Here is a 25,572-nt window from a genome sequence, read left to right as displayed (position 1 = left end):
TTGCAATCGATGTCATCGTCGTTCTTCCATTCAAAGAATCATCGTCAGGACTTCCACACAAACGCCCGTCACAGGCGTCTGGTGGAAGACTCATTTCTTGCGTTCAAGTTCCTGAACAAAGGCATTCAACGTGGACAGGGGCACTTCGCCGACCGCGGTGACCCACCAACCTGCCAGGCGGCGCGTCAGGGTGTGGGTCGCCCCCCCAAAGTCCGTGCCCCCCTCACGCACATGGCGGCGAGCGTCGAAGGCCTCCACAAACAGCGAAACCGTTGCCAGTCCGTCCGAGAAGGCCCATTGCATGGTGTCCTCGCGCCGCCCCGCAGCCGCCGCTGCCGGACGCCGGTAGCAGCCCATGGGCTTGAAGCCCGCAACCGGCTTGCGCAACGCCCACCCTTGCGCGTCTGCGCTGGTTTTCTGCAGGTCAGGGTGCTCGACCCGGTAACCTTCGGTGCGGTCCATCATCTGCGACAGCTTGCCCATGCTCACCGGGGCGTCCAGCTGCAACTCCGAAAAAGCGGCCTGCTCCAGCACCCGGCCATCCAGGTCCAGTGTCTGCAACTGGATCACCAGCCCGGTTTTCTTCTCGCTCCACACGCGGTAACCGTAGCGCAGGCGGTCGCGGGGGACCAGTTGCACCACATCGGCATCAAAGCCGGCAATGCGGTCGCCGGCCTGTGGCTTGAGCTGGTAAAAATCACCAATGGCCGAATCGCTGGATTTGAGCAGGCTGGGAAACAGGCCCAGCGATTCGCGGCTCTCCGCAATGGCCACCTTGGATTCGGGGAAAAAGGTGACCACCTGGTCGTTGCGCCGGAACGTTGAACGGGGCACACCGCTCAGGGACTCCACCCGTTCCATCTGCTGGTTGCCTTCGCAAACATGCCAGATCTTGGCGCTGGCCATGCTGCCGCCGGCGGACACCACGAACGTTCCGGTATACGCCCCCAGGCGCGAGGCCTGGTGCACGCGCATCAGCCAGGCGTTCACCGAAACCGCGTCCTGCGCGGTCGCCTGCGCCACGGCCGGCCCCTGTGCCGCCCACAGCACCACGGTGACCGCGGCAGCGGCGCCTGCGCGCGCCCACCGCTTCACCGCCCGGGCCCCTCATACGTCGCGTTGCGCAAGAACCCCGCCGGCACCTGCAAGGCCGAATGGCCGCCCAACTGCTGGTGGGCCGCCATGAGCGCGTCCAGATCCGGGTCACGGAGCATGGGCCCCGCACTGGTGTCGGCAACGACCACCTGGGGTGCGGCAACTGGCGCCGCCGCCACCTGCGCGCCACCGGATTGCGCCACCGTGCCCCACAGGTTCAAACCCACGACCCCCACCAGCGCCGTGCAAGCCAGACCGGCGACCAGCTTCCAGCGGAAGACGGGGGCATTGGCCCCGTCGGTCGCAGCCCTGAACGCCGCACCCGTGCGGCTATCCGAGACCAGGGGACTCACCCCCTCCTCCAACCCACTGGGGCGCTGCGGCTGCTGCGCCAACCGGCGCTCCAGCGTTTCCCAGAATGCAAAATCATCGGTGGTGGGCGCCAGTTCCCCGCTGCGCAGCACATCCCCCACCACATGGTAGGCATGCCAGGTTTGCATGGCCTGCGGCTGGGACAGCAAGAGGCCCAGGGCCTGGGCGCACTCGTCGCCCCGCAAGCCCCCGTCTGCCAGAGCAGAAAGGCGTTCACCAGACAAGGGGGTCAATTCGTTCATGTGCGCATACCTCACCAGCGTTTACCCATTTGTTTTTCCAGCAAAGGTTTGACCTTGGCAGAAATGGCCTCCCGCGCCCGGAAAATCCGCGAGCGCACGGTTCCGATGGGGCAATCCATCACGGCGGCAATTTCCTCGTAACTCAAACCTTCGATCTCCCGCAAAGTGATCGCTTCCTTCAAGTCCTCCGGCAGATCCTCCATGGCCGCATTCACCACGGACGCGATTTCCTTGGCCGCCAGAAGGGATTCCGGTGTCTCTCCGGCTATTGGTTCCTGTTTTCGCCAGGAAGTTTCATCCTCATCGTCCGTCGCCAGGAAACTCTCGGAAACCGTCGGGTCGCGCTTGAGTTCGAGCAGGAATTTCTTGGCCGTATTGACGGCAATGCGGTACAGCCAGGTGTAGAACTGCGCCTCGCCCCGGAACTGGTGCAGGGCGCGGTACGCCCGGACAAAGGTCTCCTGGGCAATGTCTTCAACCAGATCGGTGTCGCGCACCATGCGCCCGATCAGCCGCTGGATGCGCCGCTGGTACTTCAACACCAGCAAGCCATAGGCACGCTGGTCCCCCGCCACGGTGCGCTGCACCAGCAGCAGATCGGTATCCTGGTCCGGCGCGGGCGGTGGCGCACTCACGCGCAACCTCCATCTTGCAGGGATGCTGCGCCATCTCCGGTTGCCGCCAGTCGCCGGCTGGCGACCACCGCGCGGCGCAAGGCCATCCAGCGCGCATCACCCGATGCGGATTCCAGCCACAGCCAGACCGTGCGCCGTGACGGATGGCTCAGGGAGACCACCATCACGCGCTGGAAATCCAGGTGCAGGGTCAGCTGGCAGTCCGGCGTATCGGAGAAAACCGGCCAGTGCCAGTGGCGGCCATCCCACTGCAAACAGCCGGCAGGAGACCGGTACCAACCCGCCAGCGCCGTGGCGCCGGTTGCCAGCAGTACGCCCACCAGCCCAAGCGCCTGCGCCTGTGGCAGACCGGGTGCCAGTGCGCCGGCAGCAAGCCCCGCCAGTACACCCAGCCCCCCGATGGCCCGCAAGTGCCACCCTGACCGGGCTACTGTGACACTAACCGCCGGGGCGCTGTGCATGGGCTGTCAGGGACACGCCCCCCTCAGATGCGTTTGAACACCAGGGTGCCGTTGGTCCCGCCGAAGCCAAAGTTGTTCTTGACGGCCACATCGATGCGCACGTCGCGGGCCGTGTTGGCGCAGTAATCCAGATCGCACTCCGGATCCTGATTGAAGATGTTGATCGTGGGCGGGCTCTTCTGGTGGTGCAACGCCAAAACAGTAAACACCGACTCCACCCCGCCCGCACCGCCCAGCAAGTGGCCGGTCATGGACTTGGTGGAATTCACCACGATCTTCTTGGCGTGGTCGCCCAGCGCCGCCTTGATCGCGTTGGTTTCGTTCAGGTCACCCAGCGGCGTGGACGTGCCATGCGCGTTCAGATAATCCACCTGATCGGCATTGACACCGGCATTGCGCAGGGCGTTCAACATGGCACGACGGGGGCCATCCATGTTGGGAGCGGTCATGTGCCCCGCATCGGCACTCATGCCGAAACCGGCCAGCTCGGCGTAAATCTTGGCGCCCCGCGCCTTGGCGTGCTCGTACTCCTCGAGCACCATCACGCCACCGCCTTCACCCAGGACAAAACCATCGCGATCCTTGTCCCAGGGGCGTGATGCCGTAGCGGGATCGTCGTTGCGCGTGCTCAGGGCACGCATGGCGGCAAAACCGCCAATGCCCAAGGGAGATACCGTGGCTTCGGAACCACCCGCCACCATGACATCGGCATCGCCGTACTCGATCATGCGGCCGGCCTCACCGATGCAGTGCAAGCCGGTGGTGCACGCGGTGACGATCGCGATGTTCGGGCCCTTGAAACCATAACGCATGGACACATGACCGGCGGTCATGTTGATGATGGTCGCCGGTACGAAAAACGGCGAAATGCGGCGCGGTCCCCGGTTGGCGTACTCGGTGTGCATGCCCTCGATCATGGGCAAACCGCCAATACCCGAGCCGATCACGCAGCCAATGCGCGTCGCCTCTTCCTCACCCAGGGCATCACCCGTGGGCAATCCGGCATCCGCCACGGCCTGCACGGCGGCGGCGATGCCGTAATGAATGAACGTGTCCATGGCCCGTGCGTCTTTGGCACTGATATAGGACTCGAGATCGAAATTACGTACCTCGCCTGCAATCTTGCAGGCAAAGGCGGACGCATCAAATTTGGTGATCAGGTCAATGCCAGATTTGCCGGCGATCAAATTTGACCACGCCTCTGAGACCGTATTTCCTACGGGACTGACACAACCCAAACCAGTGACAACAACGCGGCGACGGGACATAGCAATCAGTTTTCAGGAATTTGTCAAAAAAAATGCCGCATGGAACGGCAAAGTGTCGGGCCGGCAGGCAGCAGTGTTTCCACCGTGCCCGTCGCAACCCGTGCGGGGCGACACCGCAGTGCCGCCAAGACCCCATCAGGCCTTTTTGTGCGTATTGGCGTAGTCAATCGCATTTTGGACCGTGGTGATTTTTTCCGCGTCTTCGTCGGGAATTTCAATTCCGAACTCGTCTTCCAACGCCATCACCAGTTCCACGGTGTCCAGAGAATCGGCACCCAGATCGGCCACGAAGGCTTTTTCGTTGGTGACTTGAGACTCTTCCACTCCGAGTTGCTCGGCAATGATTTTTTTGACGCGGACTTCGATATCGCTCATGGCTTCCCTCTAAGGGTTGTAAAAGAATCCGTAATTTTACCCGGGCTTAGGGCCTTGACTCTAACCGGGCGGCCGAACGGACAAATCGGCTGGATTTTCGTGCGTTACATGTACATGCCGCCGTTGACGTGCAGCTCCTGCCCCGTCACGTAACTGGCGCCGGGAGACGCCAAGTATGCAACAGCATGCGCAATGTCGGCGGGTTTGCCCAGATGACCCAACGGAATCTGCCCCAACAGGGCTTTTTGCTGCTCTTCCTGCAGGCTGGCGGTCATGTCGGTCTCGATAAACCCGGGGGCGATGCAGTTGACGGTGATATTGCGCGAACCCAGCTCCCGCGCCAGTGCGCGGGTCATGCCGGCCACACCGGCCTTAGCGGCGGCGTAATTGGCCTGGCCGGGGTTGCCCGAGGCACCCACCACGGAGGTGATGCTGATGATGCGGCCATAGCGCTGCTTCATCATGGTCCGCATCACGGCGCGGCTCATGCGGAACACGCCCTTGAGGTTGGCCTCCATCACGGCGTCCCACTCTTCATCCTTCATGCGCATGGCCAGGTTGTCACGCGTGATGCCGGCGTTGTTGACCAGCACCTGCAATCCACCGTATTCCTTGACGACGGCGTCAATCAGCGCTTCGCCAGCGGGGCCCTGGGTCACATCCAGGGTGCGCCCTGCGCAGCCGGGAAAGGCCGCCAGTGCTTCACCGATCTTTGCGGCACCCGCGTCGGTGGTGGCCGTGCCGATGACTTTCAGTCCCTTGCGGGCCAACTCCAGAGCAATGGCGGCACCAATGCCGCGCGAGGCGCCGGTCACCAGCGCAACCTGTCCTTCAAATTTCACTTCGCTCATGCCAATGCACCTTTCAACTCTTGCAGGCTGGCCGGATCAAACAGCGCCAAGCCCGTCAACTCCGGGTCGATGCGCTTGACCATGCCGGCCAGCACCTTGCCCGGACCGCACTCCACCAGTGTAGTCAAACCGTGGGCCTTGATGGCCTGCACGCACTCCACCCAACGCACCGGGCCGAAAGCCTGGCGGTACAGGGCGTCGCGGATCCGGTCGGCCTCGACCTCCACCGCCACGTCGATATTGTTGATCAGCGCCATCTGGGGCACTTCAAACTCAATGCTCTCCAAGCGCTCCTTGAGCTTCTCGGCTGCCGGCTGCATCAGCCGGGAGTGAAACGGCGCCGATACCGGCAGCGGCAGGGCCCGCTTGGCGCCATTGGCCTTGAGCAGCTCGCAAGCCTTGTCGACCGCCGCCTTGCTGCCCGCAATCACCGTCTGGGCGGGATCATTGAAATTGACGGCCTCCACGATTTCGCTGGAACCGGGGCCAAAAGACTGGGTCGCCTCCAGGCAGCCGGCCGACACGCGGGCGGCCTCCATGCCCAGGATGGCCGCCATGGCGCCCATGCCGACGGGTACCGCTTCCTGCATGGCCTTTGCCCGCAACCGCACCAGTGGCGCCGCCTGCGCCAGCGTCAGCGCACCGGCGGCAACCAGCGCGGTGTATTCGCCCAGCGAATGACCCGCCACCGCCGCGGGGGCAACGCCCACCTCGGACATCCAGACCCGGTAGGCCGCCACACCGGCAACCAGCATGACGGGCTGGGTATTGGTCGTCAGCGCCAGGGCTTCCTTGGGGCCTTCGTGAATCAGTTTCGCGACGTCTTCGCCAAGCGCCTCGGACGCCTCCCGCAGCGTTTCCGCCACCACCGGGTGGTCACCCCAGGCATCGAGCATGCCGACCGACTGCGATCCTTGCCCCGGAAATACAAAAGCAAATTTTTTCATGGCCGTATTTGTACCAAAAAAGACATCAAACCCGCGCAAACACTGCGCAGGCAGCTACAAATTCAGGAGCACAGCACCCCAGGTGAAACCACCGCCCACGCCTTCGAGCAACAGAGTTTCGCCCGGTTTGACCTGCCCGGACCGAACGGCGAAGTCCAGCGCCAGCGGAATGGACGCGGCCGAGGTGTTGCCATGTTGGTCCACCGTGACCACCACCTTGTCCATGGACAGCTTGAGCTTGCGCGCCGTGCTTTGCATGATGCGGATGTTGGCCTGGTGCGGCACCAGCCAGTCGATATCGGCATCGGTCATGTTGGCCTTGGTCAAGGTGGCGCGCGCCGCACTTTCCAGCAGGCCCACTGCCAGCTTGAACACGGCCTGGCCGTCCATCTTCAGCAAGGGGTCGCCCAGGATGGCGCCACCCGAGACATGGCCGGGCACACACAGGATATCCACGTACTTGCCGTCCGCGTGCAGGTCGCTGGCCAGAATGCCCGGTGTGTCCGACGCCTCCAGCACCACGGCGCCCGCGCCGTCACCAAACAGCACGCAGGTCGTGCGGTCCTTGAAATCCAGGATGCGGGAAAACACCTCCGCCCCCACCACCAGCGCCCGGTTGGCTGCGCCGGTCTTGATCATGGAATCGGCAACCGTCAGGGCATAAATGAATCCGCTGCAGACAGCCTGCACATCGAAAGCGGCGCAGCCGTTGGCCCCCAGCTTGTTCTGCAGAATGCACGCCGTGGACGGAAACACCATGTCCGGCGTCGAAGTGGCAACGATGATGAGGTCGATATCCTGTGCCGTGCAGCCAGCGGCCTGCAGCGCGTTTTTGGCGGCCGCCAGACCCAGGTCACTGCTGAACACCCCGTCATCCGCGAAATGCCGGGCGTGAATGCCCGTGCGCTCCACAATCCACTCATGGGATGTTTCGACCCCTTTGGCCGCCAGATCGGCGACCAGGTCGGCATTCGTTAACCTGTGCGGCGGCAAATAACTTCCGGTGCCGGAAATGCGCGAATATCGTTTCATGGTTGGGGTTGGTGACACCCGTAGAGGTTATTGCAGGCTGTCTGCAGACACCAAAAGCGGTGCTGCGTGCGCGATGCGAACCTGAACACGGTCAAGCAAGTTGTTTCGGGCTGCATCATACGCCCGGTTCAGCGCGTTCCCGAAGGACAGCGCATCGGCCGAACCATGGCTCTTGAACACCAGACCGCGCAGGCCCAGCAGGGCCGCACCGTTGTACCGCCGATGGTCAAATCGGCTCTTGAATGCATTTAGCACCGAGTAAGCCGCAATTGCGGCCATTTTGGTGAAGATGTTGCGGGAGAACTCTGCCTTCAAAAAAGTGCCAAACATGGAGGCCAGGCCTTCGCTGGTCTTCAGCGCTACGTTGCCGACGAAGCCGTCACACACCACGATATCCACCACGCCCTTGAAGATATCGTTGCCTTCAACGTTGCCCACAAAATTCAGATCACCAGTTTTGGCAGCAGAACGCAGCAGTTCGCCCGCTTTTTTGATTACATCGTTGCCTTTAATGACTTCTTCGCCAATATTGAGCAACCCCACCGTGGGTGCCTCTTTGTTGTTGAGCACGGAAACCAGGGCTGCGCCCATGACGGCAAATTGCAGCAGGTGTTCGGCCGAGCAATCCACGTTGGCCCCCAGGTCCAGCACGGTGGTGGCACCACCCGTGGCATTGGGAATCTGCCCCGCAATGGCGGGACGCTCGATACCGTCCACCGTCTTGAGCAGATAGCGGGAAATTGCCATCAGCGCCCCCGTGTTGCCGGCCGAAACGGCGGCCTGGGCCTTGCCGTCCTTCACCTGCTGAACGGCCACGCGCATGGAGGAGTCTTTCTTGCGACGCAGCGCGATCTCCAGCGGGTCGTCCATGGTCACCACCTCGCTGGCCGTCACCACGGTGGCACGCGGATGGGAAAATCCGCCCACCTGGTCGGGCAACCCCACCAGAATCAGGGACGCATCGGCGTGCGTATCAAGAAAATGCCTGCAGGCAGGCAGCGTGACTTGGGGCCCGTGGTCACCCCCCATGCAGTCAACGGCAATTGTGGTCATGGGATAGCTAGCCAAAAATGAATGGCATCAGGCGCGCGCCAGAAGCCAGAAAAGACAAAAGCCCGTCGCTACAGGGTGTGTAGCTTCGGGCTTTACGCGAAAAACCTGGCTCAGGCTTCGGATTTGGTCTTCAACACCTTGCGACCACGGTAGAAACCGGTGGGACTGATGTGATGGCGCAAATGGGTTTCGCCGGTTGTGGATTCCACAGCAATGCCAGGAACGGTCAAGGCATTGTGCGAGCGGTGCATACCGCGCTTGGAAGGAGACTTTTTGTTTTGTTGAACGGCCATGATTGGCTCCTGGGCAAAGGTGCTGCACAGGTTGCAACACGTTGGGTTGGTGAAAATCGCGACTGCTTTACCGCGCGAAGCCTCACATTATAGCCTAAAGCACCCGTTTCAGGGTGCGCCCTTCTTCTTGAGCTGCTGCAGCACCGCAAAGGGGTTCGGCTTTTCGGCCGGCGCATCGACGAAATTCGGGTCGGCTGCGTGCAATTTTACCGCCACGGGGCACACCGGGTGCTTGGGCGCCACGGGCAACTCCATCAGCAACTCGTCCTCAACCAGTTCAAGCACATTGAAATCGCGGCTCAGCACCAGGACATCCTCTTCGGATTCTTCGTCCTCCACGGCCGCCAGCTCCTCCGTGGCCACAAAGCGGAACTCCCGCTCAAAAGCTACCGGTACCTCCACGGGGCCCAGGCAGCGCTGGCAGGTCAGGGGCAATGCCGTCTGCGCAGTCAGGTGCAGCCAAGCTTCCTCCACGCCGGCACCATCGGCGCGCATCTCGCCCCGCACCCCGTAGCGGACGGCCGTTTCGCCCCCCTGCCCACGGGTTTCCTCCATCAGCCGCGCGAACTGCGCCAGGGGCGCCTGCCCCTCCCAGGCGCCCGACGCGCGGGCAAAAGCGGCAATATTGAGGTGTTCGGCGTCGTAGTCATGTTTCATGCGCGCAGTGTAAGAGAATCGCACCATGTCTGACATTCCGAACCGAAAACTCATCCTGGGATCCACCTCGGCCTACCGGCGTGAACTGCTGGAGCGCCTGCGCATTCCGTTTTCCACCGAATCGCCCCATGTGGACGAAACCCCCCTGCCCGGCGAGCACCCCGCCGCGCTGGCCCGCCGCCTGGCCTTGGCCAAGGCACAGGCAGTGGCAGCCCGCTTTCCCGACTGCGTGGTGATCGGTTCGGACCAGGTGGCCGACCTGGACGGGCAGGCACTGGGCAAGCCCGGCAACCATGACCGCGCCGTGGCACAGCTGCGCCAGATGCGCGGCAAGACAGTCATTTTCCAGACCGCCGTGGCGGTGGTGTGCCTGGACAGCGGCTTTAGCCAGGAGGCCCTGGCGCCGGTCAAGGTGACGTTTCGGGAGCTCGATGACGTCGAAATTGAGAGTTACCTGCGGGCGGAACAGCCCTACGACTGTGCCGGCAGCGCCAAAAGCGAGGGGCTGGGCATCTCCCTGCTGAGCGCCATCGAAAACGACGACCCCACCGCCCTGGTGGGCTTGCCCCTGATCCGCACCTGCCAGATGCTGCGCGCCGCCGGCATGGACCTGCTGCATACCACCCGGGCGCCAGCATGAGCCACACCGCCGCCCCGGACACCACGCGCGGCCCGCAACGGGGCACCCTCTATCTGGTCCCCGCCCCGCTGGACTTTGGCTGCAGCACCCAGGCGCCCCTGGACCGGGTGATGCCGTCAGGCACCCTGGAAATTGCGGCAACGCTGCAGCACTGGGTGTGCGAAAACGCCAAATCCACCCGCGCCTACCTCAAACGCATCGGCGAACACCACCCGCTGTGCGTGCCGCTGCAGTCCATGCAGCTGCAGGAACTGCCGCATGCCGTCCACAAGAAAGGGGACCATCAGGGCGACTTCGACGCCCGCCCGCTGCTCCAGGCCGCCTTGCAGGGTGCCGATATCGGCCTGGTCAGCGAGGCCGGCATGCCGGCGGTGGCCGACCCGGGCTCCTCCGTGGTGCGTGCCGCGCACGATCTGGGCCTGCGCGTGGTGCCGCTGGTCGGGCCGGTGTCGCTGCTGCTGGCGCTGGCCGCCAGCGGCCTCAATGGCCAGAGTTTTGCCTTCGTGGGCTATGTACCCAGCGCGCCGGACGAGCGCAGCCGACGCATCCGGGAGCTGGAGGCCCTGGCCGTGAAAACGGGACAGACCCAGCTGCTGATTGAAACCCCGTACCGCAACACCGCGCTGCTGCAGGCGCTGCTGCAGACTCTGCAGCCCGGCACCCGCCTGGCCACGTCCAGCGGGCTGACGCTGGCGCAGGCGACCTGCCACAGCGACCTGGTCAAGAACTGGAAGCACAAACCCTGGGCGCTGGACAACGCCACGCCCACGGTGTTTGCCATCGGCCGGTGACACCGCCACCGGCGTGCGCCGGTGCGGCCCCTGTGCATCAGTGCAGCGCGGGAAGGGAGCGGATGGCGCGCACAGCGCCTTCGCCCATGGACGCGCCAAAGCGCTTGACCAGGCGTTCGGCCACATTGTCCTTGCGGGTGTAGTCCACCAAGTCCTCGGCCTTGACGATTTCACGGGCCACATAGTCCAGGTTGCCCAGGTGGTCGGCCAGCCCCATGTCGACGGCCTGCTGACCGGTCCAGAACAAACCGCTGAAGATTTCCGGCGTTTCCTTCAGGCGCGTGCCCCGGCCGTCCTTGACGACCGCAATGAACTGCTGGTGAATCTGGTCCAGCATGCCCTGGGCAAACGCGCGCTGCTTCTCGGTCTGGGGGCTGAACGGGTCCATGAAACCCTTGTTTTCGCCGGCCGTCATCAGGCGGCGCTCAACACCCAGCTTGTCCATCAGGCCGGTGAAGCCAAAACCGTCCATCAGCACGCCAATGCTGCCCACCACGCTGGCCTTGTCGACAAAGATCTGGTCGGCACCCACCGCGATGTAATAGGCGGCCGAGGCACAGGTTTCTTCCACCACGGCGTAAATGGGTTTCTTGTACTGGGCCTTGAGGCGGCGGATCTCGTCGTTGATGATGCCGGCCTGCACCGGACTGCCACCCGGAGAGTTGATCAGCAGCACCACGGCCTGGGCGCCCTTGTCTTCGAACGCGCTGTGCATGGCCGCCACCACCAGTTCGGCACTGGCCTCGGAGCCCGAGGCAATTTCCCCCTGGATCTTCACCACCGCCGTGTGCGGCGTGGAGATATCGGCGCTGGTTCCCCCGCGTTCCATGCCAAACCACACCAGCAGCACCAGAAACACCAGCCAACCGAGCCGGATGCCGTTGCGCCAGCGCCGGGCCTGGCGCTGCTCGGTGAGCGCTGCCATGGCCAGCTTTTCCAGGGTGGCGCGCTCCCAGCCGGGGGCGTTGCCGGCATCCGGATTTGCTCCTTTTTTTGTAGCTGTCTGCGCAGACTCCACGGGGGCTGCATACATATTTTCCGTATCGGGTCCGCTGGGGGTATGGGAGTCAGTCATGTCAGAACTCAAGAGGTTTCAGGTTAGGGGCAGTATGCCAGTGCACGACACCGTCCTGCTCGGTCAGTTCGATCTTGATCAAACCGGTGCGGCAGGGGCCGCCGCGGCATTCGCCGGTTTCCGGCCGGTAGATCGCACCATGGGTGGCGCACATCAGCCACTGGCCGCTGTGGTCGAAGAACTGGTTGGGCTGGTAGTCCATTTCCATGGGAATGTGGCCGCACTGGTTGAGGTAGGCATACACCTGCCCCTGGTAGCGAATGGCAAAGCCGCGCGCAGTGCGCCCGGCGTAGAGCACGTCGAAGGGAACCGCGTCACCACGGTCCACCAGATCGCGGGAGTTGCACAGGGGAATGGCCGTTTGCAGATCCGTCATGGTCCGTCCTCCCCGTCAGGCGTGCGCGCGCAGCCAGGTGTGCAGCTCGGCCACCGAGTGCGCCACGTGCAGGGGGCCGAGCGCGGCAAAGGCTTCGGGCTCGTGGGCGCCGTAGCTCACACCCACGCTGGGCACGCCCGCGTTCAGGGCCATTTGCAGGTCGTGCGTGGTGTCGCCAATCATCAGCACCCGGTGCGGCTCCACACCGAACTCCTGCATCAATTCCTGCAGCATCAGGGGGTGGGGCTTGCCGGCGGTCTCGTCGGCGGTGCGGGAGCTGTCGAACATGCCCCGCAACTCCACCGCCTGCAGGGCCTCATCCAGCCCGCGTCGGCTCTTTCCGGTGGCCACGGCCAGCCAGTGGTTGCGTGCCTTCAAATCCGCCAGCAGGGGCAGCACGCCGGCAAACAGGCTGATGTCGTTCTGGTGCGCAAGGTAGTGGTGCTTGTAGCGCGCGCCCAGTTCCGGGTATTTCTCCGGCGGCACGTCGGGTGCCGCATGGGCCAGCGCCTGCATCAGTCCCAGGCCGATGACGTAGGCTGCGGCCTGGTCGCTGGGCTGGCGCCCGCCCACATCCACCACCGCCCGCTGGATGCAGCGCACGATGATGGCCGTGGAGTCAAACAGGGTCCCGTCCCAGTCAAAGGCAATCAGATCAAACTGGCGGGAAGCGGACGTCAACGAAGGGTCTGGCATGGCAAAGGTCGTGGTTCAACAGAAGGGGGCTGGCTGTCAGGCCGCCTGCGGCAGCACCTGCACCAGGAACTGCGCCAACTCGTCGGGCAGCTCGGCTTTCAATTCCAGACGCACGCCGGTGGCAGGATGGTTGCACTGTAATCGCCAGGCGTGCAAAAACATGCGCTTGAGCGACAGGGCACCGCTGGCGCGGGCCAAGGCCTTGTTGCATTCAAAGTCGCCGTACTTGTCATCGCCCACAATCGGCATGCCCTCGGACGCCAGGTGCACCCGGATCTGGTGCGTGCGGCCGGTCTTGATGGTGACTTCCAGCAAGGAAAACCCCTGCTGGGCGCCGGCCAGGTGCTGGACGGCCGCCGGAACCACGCCCCCTGCCGCCCGCACCTTGACCAAGGTCAATGACGGCATGCCGTCGGTGTCATCCTTGGACACCACCTTGACCCGGCGCTCGCCGTCGGGCAACAGGTATTTGTGCAGGGGCTTGTCCAGCACTTTCTTGTTGGCCGGCCACTGCCCCAGCGCCAGGGCCAGGTAGGTCTTGCCGGTTTCCCGCTCGCGGAACTGGTCCTGCAGGTTCTTCAGGGCGCTGCGCTTCTTGGCCACCAGCAGGATGCCGCTGGTCTCGCGGTCCAGCCGGTGCACCAGTTCCAGGAACTTGGCCTGCGGCCGGGCCATGCGCAGTTGCTCGATCACGCCAAAACTGACACCCGAACCGCCGTGCACCGCCACGCCAGCCGGTTTATTGATAGCCAGGAAACTCTCATCCTCGTACAGGACGGTGAAATCCCGGGCCGGCGCGTGGCTGGCCACCTGCCGGGCCATGGCCTGTGCTTTTTCCGCCGCCCGTTCGGACACCCGCACCGGCGGCAGCCGGAGCACATCGCCGGCATTGAGCCGGGTGTCGGCACTGGCGCGCCCCTTGTTGACCCGCACCTCGCCGCTGCGGATGATGCGGTAGATATGGGTTTTGGGCACGCCCTTGAGGTGGCGCAGGAGGAAATTGTCCAGCCGCTGGCCGGCGCCGTTCTCGTCAACGGTAACCGATTGCACCAGCGGATGTGGGGTCTGAGGATTGCCCCCTATAATGTGTTTCACTAGCGACGCGCTGTAAGTGGTTGATTTGTCTGGAGTTTAGTCCACACGCCATACACAGCCGCGCTGGAAGGTCGATGCCGCCGCGTTGTCCTGCACGCAAATCACACGCCAAATGCCTGTGATGGCCTGCAGAGGACGCGGTCAAGCCGACGAATTGAAACACTGATACGGAATACCCAAAGTTCGCAGACCCTCCCGGTCTGTGAACGGAATGAAGCGAGATGTTTGTGTTGATGAGCCTGATTAACCTATGCCTGCGGTGCGTTTGCGCGCCGTTTGTTGGCATCAATCGGCCGTCAGCCCCCGTAGATCGGGCGCAACCAGCTATTGTTTTAGTAGCAAATTCGCAAACGCATCCCCTCGCTCCCCTCCACGCGCCTACGCTTCGCTCACGCATGTGAGTGGAAGTTCTCCGGCAATTCCACCTCGTTTCGGTTCGTCAGTTCAGGTATCAACGCCCGCTTTGGGCATGTACTACTGATGAAGGATGCAATCCATGAAACGGATGCTGATCAACGCCACGCAGGCTGAAGAACGCCGCCTGGCCATTGTCGACGGACAAAAACTCCTCGACTACGAAATTGAGATCGAAGGGCGCGAACAGCGCAAGGGCAACATCTACAAGGCCGTCGTCACCCGCGTCGAGCCGTCGCTGGAAGCCTGTTTCGTCGACTACGGCGAAGACCGCCACGGCTTCCTGCCGTTCAAGGAAATCTCCAAGATGTACTTCAAGGAAGGCGTGTCGGCTTCGCAGGCACGCATCCAGGACGCCATCAAGGAAGGCCAGGAACTGCTGGTTCAGGTCGAAAAGGAAGAACGTGGCAACAAGGGCGCGGCCCTGACCACCTTCGTTTCGCTGGCCGGCCGCTATGTGGTGCTGATGCCCAACAACCCCCGGGGCGGTGGCGTGAGCCGCCGCATCGAGGGCGAAGACCGTGCCGAACTGAAAGAGGCGCTGGACCAGCTGGAATACCCCAACGGCATGTCCATCATCGCCCGCACCGCCGGCATTGGCCGCAGCGCCCCGGAACTGCAGTGGGACCTGAACTACCTGTTGAAGCTCTGGTCGGCCATCGACGGTGCCGCCAAGGGCGGCAAGGGTGCCTACCTGATCTACCAGGAATCCAGCCTGGTGATCCGCGCCATCCGCGACTACTTCAACCACGACATCGGCGACATCCTGATCGACACCGACGACGTGTACGAGCAGGCCCAGCAGTTCATGGCCCACGTCATGCCCGAGCACGCCGCCCGCGTGAAGCGCTACCGTGACGACGCCCCGCTGTTCAGCCGCTTCCAGATCGAGCACCAGATCGAATCCGCGTACGCCCGCACGGTGCAGCTGCCGTCCGGCGGCGCCATCGTGATCGACCATACCGAAGCCCTGGTGTCGGTGGACGTGAACTCGGCTCGCGCCATCAAGGGCGGCGACATCGAGGAAACCGCCACCCGCACCAACCTGGAAGCCGCCGACGAAGTGGCGCGCCAGATGCGTCTGCGCGACCTCGGTGGCCTGATCGTCATCGACTTCATCGACATGGAAGAGAGTCGCAACCGCCGCGACGTCGAAAACCGCCTGCGCGACGCCCTGCGCCAGGACCGTGCCCGCGTGCAGTTCGGCACCATCAGCAAGTTCGGCCTCATGGAAATGAGCCGCCAGCGCCTGCGCCCGGCCCTTTCCGAAGGTGCTTCCATTCCCTGCCCGCGCTGCGGCGGCTCCGGCCACATCCGCGACACCGAAAGCTCGGCGCTGCAGATCCTGCGCGTGATCCAGGAAGAGTCGCTCAAGGACAGCACCGCCTCCGTGCTGTGCCAGGTGCCGGTCGATGTCGCATCGTTCCTGCTCAACGAAAAGCGCTCCGAGATCGCCAAGATTGAGCTCAAGCAACGCATCAATGTGCTGCTGGTGCCCAACAAGACGCTGGAAACGCCCAACTACCGTCTGGAACGCCTGAAGCACGACGACCCTCGTCTGGACAACATCGAAGCCAGCTACAAGATGGCCGATGAAATCGAAGACCCAACCAGCGTGACTCGCCGCTCGCAGGAGCCCACCAACAAGCAGACGCCCATCATCAAGGGCGTGCTGCCCGATGCGCCGGCACCGGTCGCCGTGCCCCGCCCCGAGACGGCACCGCAGGCCAAGGCCACTGCACCGCAGCACGCACCGCGCACCGGTGGTGCACGCCCCGCAGCCGCTGCAGCCCCCGCAGAAAAAGGCTTCTTCGGCTGGCTCAAGCGCCTGTTTGCCGGCGAAACGCCTGCAGCACCGGTCAAGCCCGCACCAGCCCCCGCTGCCAAGCCGCAAGAGGCCCGTGAAGGCCGCGGCCGCGATGGCAACCGCAACGGTGGACGCAACGGCGAAGGCCGTGGTGAAGGCCGTAACGAGCCACGCGGCGAGGGCCGTGGTCCCCGCGGTGAAGGCCGTGGCGACGGACGCGGTGGCCGCGGTGGTCGCGGCGGCCGTGGCGGTGAACGCCAGGGCGGCGCACAGCGCGAACGCTTCGACGCCGAAGGCAAACCCCTGGCGCCCGAAGTGGGCGTGCAAGTCAACGCCGGAGCAGACACGGCACGCCAGGAGCCGCGCGCTGAACGCGGCCCGCGCAATGACCGCGGTGGCCGCGGCGGTGAGCGCAATGGCCGCGGCGGCGAGCGCGGTGAACGCAACGAAAACGGAGAACGCGGTGAGCCGCGTGGCGAAGGCCGCAGCGACGCCAGCGCCCTGCCCGAGGGTGGCGAAGGCCGCAACGAGGGACAGCCGCGTGAAGGTCGTGAAGGCCGCGAAGGCCGGAGCCGGGGTGGCCGTGGCCGGTCCGACCGGGCCCCGCGCCAGGACGGCGAACTGAGCGGTGCAGCCGACGAAGGTCAGCAAGCACCCCGCTCCTACTTTGCCCATGTCAACAGCGCTCCGGCCGACGCGTCCGCAGCACCGCAGCCGGTGCAGGACGGTGAGGCCCAGCCCGCCGCACCGCGCGCGGAAAACGACGCCCCACGCGAGAAGCGTTCACGGGACCGTTACGGCCGCGAACGCACACCCCGCGGTGACCGCGAAGGCGAAGAGCGTCCGGACCTGCGCATTCCTCCCGCGCACGTGGCAGCCGTTGGCGACGCCCCCGTGTCCACACCCACGCCGGAAGTGGCACCCGCACCCGTGGCCACCGCAGCACCTGCGGCTGCAGCACCGGCACCCGCTGCCGCAACCCGCATGCCAGCCGTCACGACCTATGTGCTGCCCACCGACGATCTGCTGAAGGTGGCCCAGGACAGCGGACTGCAATGGGTCAATTCCGATGCCGACCGGATTGCAGCGGTGCAAGCCGCCATTGCCGCCGAGCCCAAGCCGGTGCACGTGCCCCGCGAGCGGCCCGCACCGGTGGTCATGGATACCGGTCCGCTGATCCTGGTGGAAACCAAGCGCGATCTGCGCGACATGGCGCTGCCGTTCGAGCAGACTCCGTCGGCTTGACCGACCGGCCCCCGCCACGCGGGGGCTGCAACGACAAAAGGGGCGTTTACGCCCCTTTTTTCATGGTGGGTCCGCTACCTCTGTTGATCAGAGCAATTCGACAAAACCCGTTGCGGGCAGCTCGGCCAACAGCCCCTGGCGCTCCAGGTCGCCATGGCTGATTACCCGGTTGGGGCCGTTGTGCTGGGCGTATTCCACTGCCCGCGCGGCGCGCTCCAGCGTGGTGTCGGGCGAATCGTCGGCCGTGACGCGGGTGAAGCCGGCACAGGCCGTCACTCGGCCTACCTGGGGAAAGTTGAACTTCTCCATGTTGGAGCGGAAGCGCTCGAACGCGGCCAGCACCAGGGCTTCGTTGGGGCAGTGCATCAGCACCGCAAACTGGTCGCCTCCCAGTCGGTACAGACGGTCATAGGTCCGGAAGGTGTTGTTCATGATCCGCGCCACCAGCAGCAGCACTTCTTCGGCAATCAGAGGCCCTTTCTTGTCGCCGATGGCCTCAAAACCGTCCACCTGCACGGTGCCCAGCCAGTAATTGGGCGGCACGCGGTGGCGACGCTCGGACACGGGCAGCACATCGGCTTCCAGCACGCGCGTCTCCCCTTCCAGGCCGTGGTCCATTTCCTCCAGCACGGCGCTGTAAAACGTGTGGTCCAGCGCCTTGCGGTTGAGCAAGCCGGTCAGGGCATCGCGGTCGCTGTAGGCCAGCAGGCGGTACATGTTCAGGAACACGCGGTGCAGCACCTCGAAAACCTGCGACTGCTCGCTGGTCAGGGATGCGCCGGAATGGATTTCCACCACTCCCGCTTCGTCGTGGTGGGCGTTGTTGGGGTACAGCGGCAGGTAGGTGATGCGCGGGCCCGCCTCGCCCGCCCACGCCACTTCCACCTGGCTTGCGCTCTCCAGGCAATGGAAACGGTCCTTGGCGTCCTCGACCGGGCGCAAGGTCTGAAAATCCACCCGCAGGGGATCGACCACCTTGCCACCGCCCCGGGCATCCATCGACACGATATCCAGCCAGCGCCGGATGCCCTCTTCGCTGACCACCTTCGCCACCACGATGCGCTGGATCGGCAGCAGATCGATGAGGGCCTTGGCCAGGGTCAATTCCAGAAGGTCCCGATCCCGGTGATCGGTCAGCTTGATGATGTGCTCAATGAGTGTGGCCATGGCACATAATAAACACGAATCAGGGCGCCGTCATCTTTTGGCCGCCTCGCGGTAGGCGTCCGTGGCGGCACTGGCATCCTGCCGCTGCTCGGCCATCTGGGCCAGCGCAAGCCACGCTGCGCGCCGGAGTTCGGCGTCCGGCAGGGTCGACAGCGACTGCTTGAGCATCTGCTGCGCCTTGCCCCACAACCGCAGGCGCATGCACACCACGCCGGCCAGGTACTGCAGCACGGCATCGCCCGGATGCTCCATTTGCGCCGTCTCAATGCGGGTCAGCCAGGCGGCGTCGGGCGCGCCCTCGGCCGCGCTGAACCCGCGCTCCAGGACTTGCGTCAATCGCACGCGCTGCGCCAGCGTCAGGGCATCGCGGCGTTGCACCATGGCGTCCCACACCGGCAGCAGCCACTGGCGCGCAAGCGCAACCTCGCCCCCGTGCGCCAGCAGGCGTTCGGCTGCCTCGATGGCAACGTCGGGCATCTGCTGTTCGGCGCGTTCCAGTGTTTCCCAGGCGCGCTGAATCTGCACCGGATCGTGCGCGGCCTGGATCAGCTCGATGGACAGGCCCCGGGCCATGCTGCTGCCCGCCACCTGGGAAAAGGCCCGGTGTTTGGTGAGCAGACGTGCCGTCTCCAGGGCCGCCCGCGGCTGGCCCGCCAGACGGGCAGCCTTGAAACGCAGGCGCAAGGCCATGGTCCGGCGCGCAGCGCCCTGGGGCAGCTGGTCCAGCCATTGCAGGGCGGCGCTAGCGTCGCGGTCCTCCAGCGCCCAGCGGGCCGCCCGCAGCTGGACCCCGTCGCGGGCGTCCTGCGCCTCCCGGCTGGCGGCCTGTTCCAGGGCGAGCTGAAAGTGCGCATCCCGCACCGGACGGTCCTGCAAGGCATGCGCGCTCTCAGCAGCCAGCAGGTGCACCAGCGTGCGCAGACGCCCCGCATACGCCAGGTGTTCGCCGCCGTGCTCCACCGAATCTTCCAGCGACACCACCAGCTCGGCGGCCTTGCGCGCACGCACAAATCGCCCGGCCACCAGGTGGGCCAGTGAGTCGAGCAGGGCTGTATGGATGGCCCGCTCCTTCTGCAGCAAGCGCCATTTGCGCGCCTGATGGGGGATGCTCAACAACGCCGACAGGGCCCGCAGGGCAAAGTGCAACACGACAAAGCTGACCGCCAGCACCAACAGCGCCAGGTTGAGCGACAAGTCCACCCGGTACGGCGCCCAGAACACCGTGACCATGTTGTGGTTGTTGCCCGCAAACAGGGCACTCGCCACCGCGATGGCGAACAGGGCCGTGAGCCAGAGTGCAACGCGCATGGTCAGCGTCCGGCCGCGGCAGTAGACAGGGCCGCCAGCGTGTCATCCACGCGCGGCAGCTCCAGCGCCTTGAGCTGGCCCTGCACCTGGTTCAGCAAGGCCAGGGCGGTCTGGGTCCTGCGCGAGGAGGTGTCGAAATAGCGTCCCATGGAAACCGCTGCGGTGGCCAGGTCGGAGCGCACCGAATCGATCTGGCGCGACAGCAGCCCCAGACGGGCATTGAGCAGCTTGAGCTTGAGGTTCTCGCGCAGGAAGAACGACTGTTCGGGCGACAGCAAGGCAGCCTGCGGATCTTCCAGGCGGCTGACGCGCACCAGGTTGCGCAGCTCGTCGCGCACGACCAGCCCCAGACGCATCCACCAGGTGGCAACGGCTTCTTCCGGTTTGCGCCGCAGCGAATCAGCGGGCCGGGGTGCCGCCACGGCATTGGCTACCGGCAGGTCATCGGCGAGCTGCACCAGTTCGTCGAGCCGCACCAGCAGCGCCGGCGTATCGGCCAGGGCCGTGGCCTTGATGCGGGCAATATCCCGTGCCAGCGCGCGCTGCAAAGGGGTCAGGCGGGGCTGCGCGGCGCGGTTGATGCGCACCTCTGCACTCTTGAGAGCCGCCAGCAAAGGTTCCACGCTGCCGGTCAGCTGGGCCTGCTGCTGCGCCATACGCACCGCCGCCTCGATATCGACCACCAGGTTTTCGTCCCGCGAACGCGACAGGCTCTGCATCAGCTCTTCCAGCTGGGTGCGCTGCAGCGACACCTCGCTCAACCGGGCTTCCGTCACCGCCAGCTTGGCGGCGGTCTCCAGTGCCAGTGCCTGCGCCTGCTTGGCCACGGCCACGGCCTGGTTGGCCTGGGCACCGGCATCCGCGCTCTGGCGTGCCAGCTGCTCCTGGATGGACGCGAGTTTCTGCCACAACAGCCCGCTGACCAGCAGCGCGACCAACGCCAGCACACCCAGGGCCCATGGCAGGCGCTGGCCCAGCGGGCGCGCCGGGGGCACGGGCAGTGCGGTGGAAGCCTCCTGCGCAGACGGCGGCGGCACGGTAACAGTGGACTCTGTGTTCATTGGAGCGATTCTATCGAGGCCAGCACCGCTGCCAGCGTCGGGCGGGATTCGCACACCACGGCAAAGCCGGCCGCGCGGGCCGCCTGCGCGATGCGCGGGTGGGTCGCCACGGCCCGGGCCCGCTGCCAGGACTGGCGGCCACAGGCCGCCACCAGGTTGCCAATGGCCTCCGAACTGCTGAACAGCCACACGGAGCCGTCCTGCGCCGCCTGCTGTGCCAGCGCACGCTCGGAATCCCGCAGGGCGGGAGCCCGGCGCTGGTACGCCACCACATACTCCACGCTGCCGCCGGCCGCCAGCACCTGATTGGCAAACCAGTCGCGGCCCGCACCATTGCCCACCCCGGCGCCGGCCGCACGGGCACTGTCGGCACCGCGCACCAGCAGCACCCGGTAGCCGGAGCACACACGGTGCCCCACCACGGCCCACAAGGCTTCCGAATCAAACTGGCCGGCCTGGGGGGAAGGCGCGTCGATGTACGCGTGCTCCGCACCGGCGCGCAGCAAGGCAGCCATACTGCCGGGGCCCACCACGAATGCTCTTGTTTTGATAGCTGCCTGCGCAGTGAATGCGGAGGCTGCAGCCGGTTTCAATGCAAAAAATTGGGCTACGGCATTGCCGCTGACGAACATCACGGCATCAAAGGCTGCCATGCGCCCCCACGCGGCGACCACGGCCGCCGGATCGGGAGGTGGCCCCACCCCCAGCAGCGGCAGGGCCACGGCGTCGTGGCCGGCCTCCGCCAGGGCGGTCACCCACGGCCCGGCATCCTGCTGCGGCCGGGTGACGATCACGCGCACCGTTTCAGCCCCCCGGGGTGGTCTGGGCGCGCACGCCTTCCTGCAGTTGCCGGGCCACCTGCTCGCCCAGCCGGGTAGCGGCACCCACATCGGTCACGCTGGCACGGGCCTGGGCGTGCACCAGCGGCAAAACCCCTTGGGGATCGCCCCACACCGCGCGGATGTGCAAAGCGTCGCCGTCCAGCGTGGCGTAGGCCGCCAGGGGCATGGAACAGCTGCCGCCCATGACCCGGCTGACGGCCCGCTCGGCGGAGACGGCCAGCCAGGTCGGCGTGTGCAGCAGGGTTCCCAATACCTGCACCACGTCCGGCCGGTCCGAACGCACTTCAATGCCCAACGCGCCCTGCCCGGCGGCCGGCAGCATCTGCTGCGGATCGAACGTGGCGCGGATGCGGGAAGCCAGCCCCAGCCGCTTGAGGCCGGCTGCGGCCAGCACGATGCCGTCGTACAGGCCGTCGTCGAGCTTCTTCAGGCGCGTATCCAGATTGCCGCGCAGGGCTTCGATCTTCAGGTCCGGGCGCAGTGCGCGCAACAGCGCCATGCGACGCAGGCTGGAAGTGCCCACCACCGCGCCCTGCGGCAGTTCGTCCAGCGTGGCGTAGCGACCCGACACCCAGGCATCGCGCGGGTCTTCGCGTTCCATGACGCAGGCCAGGCTGAAACCGGGCGGCAGCTCCATGGGAACGTCTTTCAGGGAATGCACCGCGAGATCCGCCTGCCCGTCTTCCAGCGCCGTCTCCAGCTCCTTGACGAACAGGCCCTTGCCGCCCACTTTGCTGAGCGAGCGGTCCAGAATCTGGTCACCCCGGGTGGTCATGCCCAGCAGACTGACGGTATGGCCCTGCTGCTCCAGCAGGGCTTTGACGTGCTCCGCCTGCCAAAGTGCGAGGCGGCTCTCCCGTGTGGCGATAGTTAATGTGTGCGCTGTCATGGCCCGTGTGTGGTAACCCGCTGGTAATCGGTTGATAGTCTTCAATGCTAGCATGGGCAGTATGAAGCATTCATCCGCCACGCCACCCGCCAAACGCACCAAAGACAACGAACGCCCGCTGGTGGAAGACATCCGCTTGCTGGGCCGGATGCTGGGCGATGTCATTCGCGAAAAGGAAGGCGTGGAGGCCTATGAACTGATCGAGCAGATCCGCACCCTGTCGGTGGCGTTTCGCCGCGATGCCGACCAGGAAGCCGACAAGGCGCTCAAGAAGCTGCTCAAGAGCCTCAGCGGTGACCAAACCGTCAGCGTCATCCGCGCCTTCACCTATTTCTCGCACCTGGCGAACCTGGCCGAAGACCGGCACCACATCCGCCGCCGCGCCATCCACGAACGGGCCGGCGATACCCAGGAAGGCAGCCTGGACGTGGCCCTGTCGCGCCTGCGCTGGGCGGGCATCGCACCCCGGACCATTGCGCAAATGCTGGCGCACAGCTTTGTCTCGCCGGTCTTGACGGCCCACCCCACCGAAGTGCAGCGCAAGAGCATTCTGGACGCCGAGCGCGACATTGCCCTGCTGCTGACCGCGCGCGACGAGATCAAGATGCGCGCCGCGGCGTTTGACAGCAAGAAGGACGCGCTGACGCCACGCGAGCTGGCGGCCAACGAGGCCCAGATCCGCGCCCGCGTCATGCAGCTGTGGCAGACCCGCCTGCTGCGCTTCAGCAAGCTCACGGTTGCCGATGAGATTGAAAACGCGCTGAGCTACTACGAGTCCACCTTCCTGCGCGAAATTCCCCGGCTGTACGCCGACCTGGAGCAGTTGCTGGGCAACCAGCCCGTGCACAGTTTCCTGCGCATGGGCCAGTGGATCGGCGGCGACCGCGACGGCAACCCCAACGTGAGCGCCCAGACCCTGGAATACGCGCTGCGCCGCCAGGCCGAAGTCGCCCTGCGCCACTACCTGACCGAGGTGCACTACCTGGGCGGCGAACTGTCGCTGTCGGCCCGGCTGACGCAGTGCACACCCGAGATGCAGGCGCTGGCCGAGCGCTCGCCCGACCACAACGTCCATCGCATGGACGAACCCTACCGCCGCGCGTTGACCGGCGTGTACGCCCGGCTGGCCGCCACCCTCAAGAGCCTGACGGGCACCGAGGCCGCCCGCCACGCCGTGGCGCCGCAAAACCCCTATCTGTCGGCCCAGGACTTTGCCGCCGACCTGCGCACCCTGGAGGCGTCCCTAAAGGCCAACCACGGCGCAGCGCTGGTTGCCCAGCGCCTGCACCCGCTGATCCGGGCGGTGGACGTCTTTGGCTTCCATCTGGCCACCGTGGATCTGCGCCAGAGCTCGGACCAGCACGAGGAAGTGGTGGCCGAACTGCTGGCCACCGCGCGCATCGAGCCCGGCTACAGCCGCCTGGACGAAGCGGCCAAGCGCACGCTGCTCATGGGCCTGCTCAATGACGCCCGGGACCTGCGGGTACACGGCGCCGCCTACTCGGACCACACCCGCAGCGAGCTGGCCATTTTCGCCATGGCCCGTGAGTTGCGCGAGACCTTTGGCGCGCAGGCCATTCGCCACTACATCATCAGCCACACCGAAAATGTGAGCGATCTGCTGGAAGTGCTGCTGCTGCAAAAGGAAGTGGGCATGCTCCAGGGCACCCTGGACGCCCAGGCCCGCAACGACCTGATTGTGGTGCCCCTGTTTGAAACCATTGAAGATCTGCGCAACGCGGCCCCCATCATGCGGGCGTTCTACGCCCTGCCCGGCATTGCCGACATGGTCAAGCGCAGCGGCGGCGAGCAGGACATCATGCTGGGCTACTCCGACAGCAACAAGGACGGCGGCATTTTCACCAGCAACTGGGAGCTGTACCGCGCCGAGATTGCGCTGGTCGAACTGTTTGACGAACTGACCCACTCGCACAAGATCCAGTTGCGCATGTTCCACGGCCGCGGCGGCACGGTGGGGCGTGGCGGCGGCCCCAGCTACCAGGCCATCCTGGCGCAACCCCCCGGCACCGTGCGCGGACAGATCCGGCTGACCGAACAGGGCGAGGTGATTGGCTCCAAGTACGCCAACCCCGAGATCGGCCGGCGCAACCTGGAGACCCTGGTGGCCGCCACGCTGGAGGCCACGCTCCTGCAGCCCACCAAGCCCGCCACCAAGGCCTTTCTGGAAGCGGCAGCGGAGCTGTCGCAGGCCAGCATGGCCGCCTACCGCGCGCTGGTGTACGAGACCCCCGGCTTTACCGAATACTTCTTCGGCTCCACCCCGATACGGGAGATTGCCGAACTCAACATCGGCTCGCGCCCGGCGTCCCGCAAGGCCTCGCAGAAAATCGAAGACCTGCGCGCCATTCCCTGGGGCTTCAGTTGGGGCCAGTGCCGCCTGACGCTGCCGGGCTGGTACGGCTTCGGTTCAGCCATCCACGCCTTCACCAAGACCGGCACCCCCGCGATGCAGAAGGAGCGCACCGCGCTGCTGCAGAAGATGTACCGCCAGTGGCCGTTCTTCAAGACGCTGCTTTCCAACATGGACATGGTGATGGCCAAGAGCGATCTGGCGCTGGCCTCGCGCTACTCCGAACTGGTGGCCGACACGCGGCTGCGCAAGAAGATCTTTGCCGCCATCGAACTGGAGTGGCACAGCACGGCCCAGGCGCTGGCCACGATCACCGGTGAGAAGAACCGCCTGGCCAACAACGCCGCGCTGCAGCGTTCCATCCGGCACCGCTTTCCCTACATCGACCCCCTGCACCACCTGCAGGTCGAGCTGATCCGGCGCTACCGCGAAGGCCAATCGGACGACCGCGTCCAGCGCGGCATCCACATCTCGATCAACGGCATTGCCGCGGGCTTGCGCAACACGGGCTAAT

The 25,572-nt window shown here is 65.2% G+C and carries 25 protein-coding genes; 4 read left to right on the top strand and 21 right to left on the bottom strand.

Going from position 1 to position 25,572, the window contains the following annotated elements; all coding sequences use genetic code 11:
- Nucleotides 1–90: 90 nt before the first annotated feature.
- The 12 genes from AC1Q5W_RS09850 to AC1Q5W_RS09795 form a co-directional block, all read right to left on the bottom strand.
- On the bottom strand, nucleotides 91–1,095 hold the full coding sequence (locus tag AC1Q5W_RS09850) for a MucB/RseB C-terminal domain-containing protein (protein WP_492645446.1): 1,005 nt from the start codon (nucleotides 1,093–1,095) through the stop codon (nucleotides 91–93).
- Nucleotides 1,092–1,709 (bottom strand): sigma-E factor negative regulatory protein, encoded by a 618-nt coding sequence (locus tag AC1Q5W_RS09845; protein WP_492645445.1) that lies wholly within the window; start codon nucleotides 1,707–1,709, stop codon nucleotides 1,092–1,094. Before AC1Q5W_RS09845 ends, AC1Q5W_RS09850 begins: the two co-directional genes overlap by 4 nt.
- An 11-nt stretch (nucleotides 1,710–1,720) precedes the next feature.
- Nucleotides 1,721–2,344 (bottom strand): RNA polymerase sigma factor RpoE, encoded by a 624-nt coding sequence (rpoE, locus tag AC1Q5W_RS09840; RefSeq protein WP_492645444.1) that lies wholly within the window; start codon nucleotides 2,342–2,344, stop codon nucleotides 1,721–1,723.
- The gene (locus AC1Q5W_RS09835) at nucleotides 2,341–2,805 is read right to left on the bottom strand and encodes a hypothetical protein (protein WP_492645443.1); all 465 of its coding nucleotides are present in this window, start codon (nucleotides 2,803–2,805) and stop codon (nucleotides 2,341–2,343) included. The genes rpoE and AC1Q5W_RS09835 overlap by 4 nt, the downstream gene beginning before the upstream one ends.
- 23 nt (nucleotides 2,806–2,828) lie before the next feature.
- Entirely contained in the window at nucleotides 2,829–4,073 is a 1,245-nt protein-coding gene (gene fabF, locus AC1Q5W_RS09830; protein WP_492645442.1) for a beta-ketoacyl-ACP synthase II, read from the bottom strand.
- 135 nt (nucleotides 4,074–4,208) lie between these two features.
- Nucleotides 4,209–4,448, bottom strand: coding sequence for an acyl carrier protein (acpP, locus tag AC1Q5W_RS09825; RefSeq protein WP_087496857.1), 240 nt, complete (start codon nucleotides 4,446–4,448; stop codon nucleotides 4,209–4,211).
- A 104-nt stretch (nucleotides 4,449–4,552) separates the two neighbouring features.
- Nucleotides 4,553–5,299, bottom strand: coding sequence for a 3-oxoacyl-ACP reductase FabG (gene fabG / locus AC1Q5W_RS09820; protein ID WP_492645441.1), 747 nt, complete (start codon nucleotides 5,297–5,299; stop codon nucleotides 4,553–4,555).
- Complete coding sequence (fabD, locus tag AC1Q5W_RS09815) at nucleotides 5,296–6,246, bottom strand: ACP S-malonyltransferase (protein ID WP_492645440.1); 951 nt, start codon at nucleotides 6,244–6,246, stop codon at nucleotides 5,296–5,298. The genes fabG and fabD overlap by 4 nt, the downstream gene beginning before the upstream one ends.
- Before the next feature lie 54 nt (nucleotides 6,247–6,300).
- A complete protein-coding gene (locus tag AC1Q5W_RS09810; RefSeq protein WP_492645439.1) occupies nucleotides 6,301–7,278 on the bottom strand; it encodes a beta-ketoacyl-ACP synthase III in 978 nt (325 codons plus the stop codon).
- A 27-nt stretch (nucleotides 7,279–7,305) separates the two neighbouring features.
- On the bottom strand, nucleotides 7,306–8,331 hold the full coding sequence (plsX, locus tag AC1Q5W_RS09805; protein WP_492645438.1) for a phosphate acyltransferase PlsX: 1,026 nt from the start codon (nucleotides 8,329–8,331) through the stop codon (nucleotides 7,306–7,308).
- Between the two features lie 110 nt (nucleotides 8,332–8,441).
- Complete coding sequence (rpmF, locus tag AC1Q5W_RS09800; protein ID WP_007873878.1) at nucleotides 8,442–8,624, bottom strand: 50S ribosomal protein L32; 183 nt, start codon at nucleotides 8,622–8,624, stop codon at nucleotides 8,442–8,444.
- Between the two features lie 108 nt (nucleotides 8,625–8,732).
- The gene (locus AC1Q5W_RS09795; protein WP_492645437.1) at nucleotides 8,733–9,281 is read right to left on the bottom strand and encodes a YceD family protein; all 549 of its coding nucleotides are present in this window, start codon (nucleotides 9,279–9,281) and stop codon (nucleotides 8,733–8,735) included.
- A 25-nt stretch (nucleotides 9,282–9,306) separates the two neighbouring features.
- Between AC1Q5W_RS09795 and AC1Q5W_RS09790 the strand changes: the two genes are divergently transcribed.
- Both AC1Q5W_RS09790 and AC1Q5W_RS09785 read left to right on the top strand, forming a co-directional pair.
- On the top strand, nucleotides 9,307–9,921 hold the full coding sequence (locus AC1Q5W_RS09790) for a Maf family nucleotide pyrophosphatase (protein ID WP_492645436.1): 615 nt from the start codon (nucleotides 9,307–9,309) through the stop codon (nucleotides 9,919–9,921).
- Entirely contained in the window at nucleotides 9,918–10,712 is a 795-nt protein-coding gene (locus tag AC1Q5W_RS09785) for an SAM-dependent methyltransferase (protein WP_492645435.1), read from the top strand. The genes AC1Q5W_RS09790 and AC1Q5W_RS09785 overlap by 4 nt, the downstream gene beginning before the upstream one ends.
- A gap of 37 nt (nucleotides 10,713–10,749) precedes the next feature.
- Here AC1Q5W_RS09785 and AC1Q5W_RS09780 read toward each other — a convergent pair whose 3' ends face one another.
- From AC1Q5W_RS09780 to AC1Q5W_RS09765, 4 genes are read right to left on the bottom strand one after another with little or no spacing between them, the layout of a single operon-like run.
- The gene (locus tag AC1Q5W_RS09780) at nucleotides 10,750–11,787 is read right to left on the bottom strand and encodes a S49 family peptidase (RefSeq protein ID WP_492645434.1); all 1,038 of its coding nucleotides are present in this window, start codon (nucleotides 11,785–11,787) and stop codon (nucleotides 10,750–10,752) included.
- A 1-nt stretch (nucleotide 11,788) separates the two neighbouring features.
- On the bottom strand, nucleotides 11,789–12,163 hold the full coding sequence (locus AC1Q5W_RS09775) for a Rieske (2Fe-2S) protein (RefSeq protein ID WP_492645433.1): 375 nt from the start codon (nucleotides 12,161–12,163) through the stop codon (nucleotides 11,789–11,791).
- Between the two features lie 15 nt (nucleotides 12,164–12,178).
- Nucleotides 12,179–12,859, bottom strand: coding sequence for an HAD family hydrolase (locus AC1Q5W_RS09770; RefSeq protein ID WP_492645432.1), 681 nt, complete (start codon nucleotides 12,857–12,859; stop codon nucleotides 12,179–12,181).
- 36 nt (nucleotides 12,860–12,895) lie between these two features.
- On the bottom strand, nucleotides 12,896–13,909 hold the full coding sequence (locus tag AC1Q5W_RS09765; protein WP_492645431.1) for an RluA family pseudouridine synthase: 1,014 nt from the start codon (nucleotides 13,907–13,909) through the stop codon (nucleotides 12,896–12,898).
- A gap of 541 nt (nucleotides 13,910–14,450) precedes the next feature.
- On the opposite strand from AC1Q5W_RS09765, the gene AC1Q5W_RS09760 reads away from it, so the two are divergent.
- Nucleotides 14,451–17,420, top strand: coding sequence for an Rne/Rng family ribonuclease (locus AC1Q5W_RS09760; RefSeq protein WP_492645430.1), 2,970 nt, complete (start codon nucleotides 14,451–14,453; stop codon nucleotides 17,418–17,420).
- A gap of 87 nt (nucleotides 17,421–17,507) precedes the next feature.
- Here the strand turns inward: AC1Q5W_RS09760 and AC1Q5W_RS09755 are convergent, their stop codons facing one another.
- The 5 genes from AC1Q5W_RS09755 to hemC are packed head-to-tail and all read right to left on the bottom strand — an operon-like array spanning nucleotide 17,508 to nucleotide 22,687.
- The gene (locus AC1Q5W_RS09755) at nucleotides 17,508–18,587 is read right to left on the bottom strand and encodes a GGDEF domain-containing protein (RefSeq protein ID WP_492645429.1); all 1,080 of its coding nucleotides are present in this window, start codon (nucleotides 18,585–18,587) and stop codon (nucleotides 17,508–17,510) included.
- Nucleotides 18,588–18,617: 30 nt separating this feature from the next.
- Nucleotides 18,618–19,895 (bottom strand): heme biosynthesis protein HemY, encoded by a 1,278-nt coding sequence (locus AC1Q5W_RS09750; protein WP_492645428.1) that lies wholly within the window; start codon nucleotides 19,893–19,895, stop codon nucleotides 18,618–18,620.
- 2 nt (nucleotides 19,896–19,897) lie between these two features.
- Complete coding sequence (locus AC1Q5W_RS09745) at nucleotides 19,898–20,956, bottom strand: uroporphyrinogen-III C-methyltransferase (RefSeq protein WP_492645427.1); 1,059 nt, start codon at nucleotides 20,954–20,956, stop codon at nucleotides 19,898–19,900.
- The gene (locus tag AC1Q5W_RS09740) at nucleotides 20,953–21,750 is read right to left on the bottom strand and encodes a uroporphyrinogen-III synthase (RefSeq protein ID WP_492645426.1); all 798 of its coding nucleotides are present in this window, start codon (nucleotides 21,748–21,750) and stop codon (nucleotides 20,953–20,955) included. Before AC1Q5W_RS09740 ends, AC1Q5W_RS09745 begins: the two co-directional genes overlap by 4 nt.
- Nucleotides 21,751–21,760: 10 nt before the next feature.
- Nucleotides 21,761–22,687 carry a hydroxymethylbilane synthase gene (hemC, locus tag AC1Q5W_RS09735; RefSeq protein ID WP_492645425.1) on the bottom strand — a complete coding sequence of 309 codons (927 nt, stop codon included), beginning with the start codon at nucleotides 22,685–22,687 and terminating at the stop codon, nucleotides 21,761–21,763.
- A 61-nt stretch (nucleotides 22,688–22,748) separates the two neighbouring features.
- Between hemC and ppc the strand changes: the two genes are divergently transcribed.
- Complete coding sequence (gene ppc / locus AC1Q5W_RS09730) at nucleotides 22,749–25,571, top strand: phosphoenolpyruvate carboxylase (protein WP_492645424.1); 2,823 nt, start codon at nucleotides 22,749–22,751, stop codon at nucleotides 25,569–25,571.
- Nucleotide 25,572: the final 1 nt, after the last annotated feature.

The sequence above is a fragment of the Rhodoferax sp. MLSD5-FHT05B10 genome, assembly GCF_058793415.1.
This window is presented reverse-complemented; position numbering and strand designations above follow the sequence as displayed.

Excerpts from the sequence above, each read along its gene's own strand:
- AC1Q5W_RS09745 (WP_492645427.1), bottom strand. The coding sequence starts at position 20,956 with ATGAACACAGAGTCCACTGTTACCGTGCCGCCGCCGTCTGCGCAGGAG.
- AC1Q5W_RS09785 (WP_492645435.1), top strand. The coding sequence starts at position 9,918 with ATGAGCCACACCGCCGCCCCGGACACCACGCGCGGCCCGCAACGGGGC.
- fabG (WP_492645441.1), bottom strand. The coding sequence starts at position 5,299 with ATGAGCGAAGTGAAATTTGAAGGACAGGTTGCGCTGGTGACCGGCGCC.
- AC1Q5W_RS09770 (WP_492645432.1), bottom strand. The coding sequence starts at position 12,859 with ATGCCAGACCCTTCGTTGACGTCCGCTTCCCGCCAGTTTGATCTGATT.
- AC1Q5W_RS09835 (WP_492645443.1), bottom strand. The coding sequence starts at position 2,805 with ATGCACAGCGCCCCGGCGGTTAGTGTCACAGTAGCCCGGTCAGGGTGG.
- acpP (WP_087496857.1), bottom strand. The coding sequence starts at position 4,448 with ATGAGCGATATCGAAGTCCGCGTCAAAAAAATCATTGCCGAGCAACTC.
- ppc (WP_492645424.1), top strand. The coding sequence starts at position 22,749 with ATGAAGCATTCATCCGCCACGCCACCCGCCAAACGCACCAAAGACAAC.
- rpmF (WP_007873878.1), bottom strand. The coding sequence starts at position 8,624 with ATGGCCGTTCAACAAAACAAAAAGTCTCCTTCCAAGCGCGGTATGCAC.
- hemC (WP_492645425.1), bottom strand. The coding sequence starts at position 22,687 with ATGACAGCGCACACATTAACTATCGCCACACGGGAGAGCCGCCTCGCA.
- AC1Q5W_RS09750 (WP_492645428.1), bottom strand. The coding sequence starts at position 19,895 with ATGCGCGTTGCACTCTGGCTCACGGCCCTGTTCGCCATCGCGGTGGCG.
- AC1Q5W_RS09810 (WP_492645439.1), bottom strand. The coding sequence starts at position 7,278 with ATGAAACGATATTCGCGCATTTCCGGCACCGGAAGTTATTTGCCGCCG.
- fabF (WP_492645442.1), bottom strand. The coding sequence starts at position 4,073 with ATGTCCCGTCGCCGCGTTGTTGTCACTGGTTTGGGTTGTGTCAGTCCC.
- AC1Q5W_RS09780 (WP_492645434.1), bottom strand. The coding sequence starts at position 11,787 with ATGACTGACTCCCATACCCCCAGCGGACCCGATACGGAAAATATGTAT.
- AC1Q5W_RS09755 (WP_492645429.1), bottom strand. The coding sequence starts at position 18,587 with ATGGCCACACTCATTGAGCACATCATCAAGCTGACCGATCACCGGGAT.
- AC1Q5W_RS09845 (WP_492645445.1), bottom strand. The coding sequence starts at position 1,709 with ATGAACGAATTGACCCCCTTGTCTGGTGAACGCCTTTCTGCTCTGGCA.
- AC1Q5W_RS09760 (WP_492645430.1), top strand. The coding sequence starts at position 14,451 with ATGAAACGGATGCTGATCAACGCCACGCAGGCTGAAGAACGCCGCCTG.
- AC1Q5W_RS09795 (WP_492645437.1), bottom strand. The coding sequence starts at position 9,281 with ATGAAACATGACTACGACGCCGAACACCTCAATATTGCCGCTTTTGCC.
- AC1Q5W_RS09790 (WP_492645436.1), top strand. The coding sequence starts at position 9,307 with ATGTCTGACATTCCGAACCGAAAACTCATCCTGGGATCCACCTCGGCC.
- plsX (WP_492645438.1), bottom strand. The coding sequence starts at position 8,331 with ATGACCACAATTGCCGTTGACTGCATGGGGGGTGACCACGGGCCCCAA.
- AC1Q5W_RS09775 (WP_492645433.1), bottom strand. The coding sequence starts at position 12,163 with ATGACGGATCTGCAAACGGCCATTCCCCTGTGCAACTCCCGCGATCTG.
- fabD (WP_492645440.1), bottom strand. The coding sequence starts at position 6,246 with ATGAAAAAATTTGCTTTTGTATTTCCGGGGCAAGGATCGCAGTCGGTC.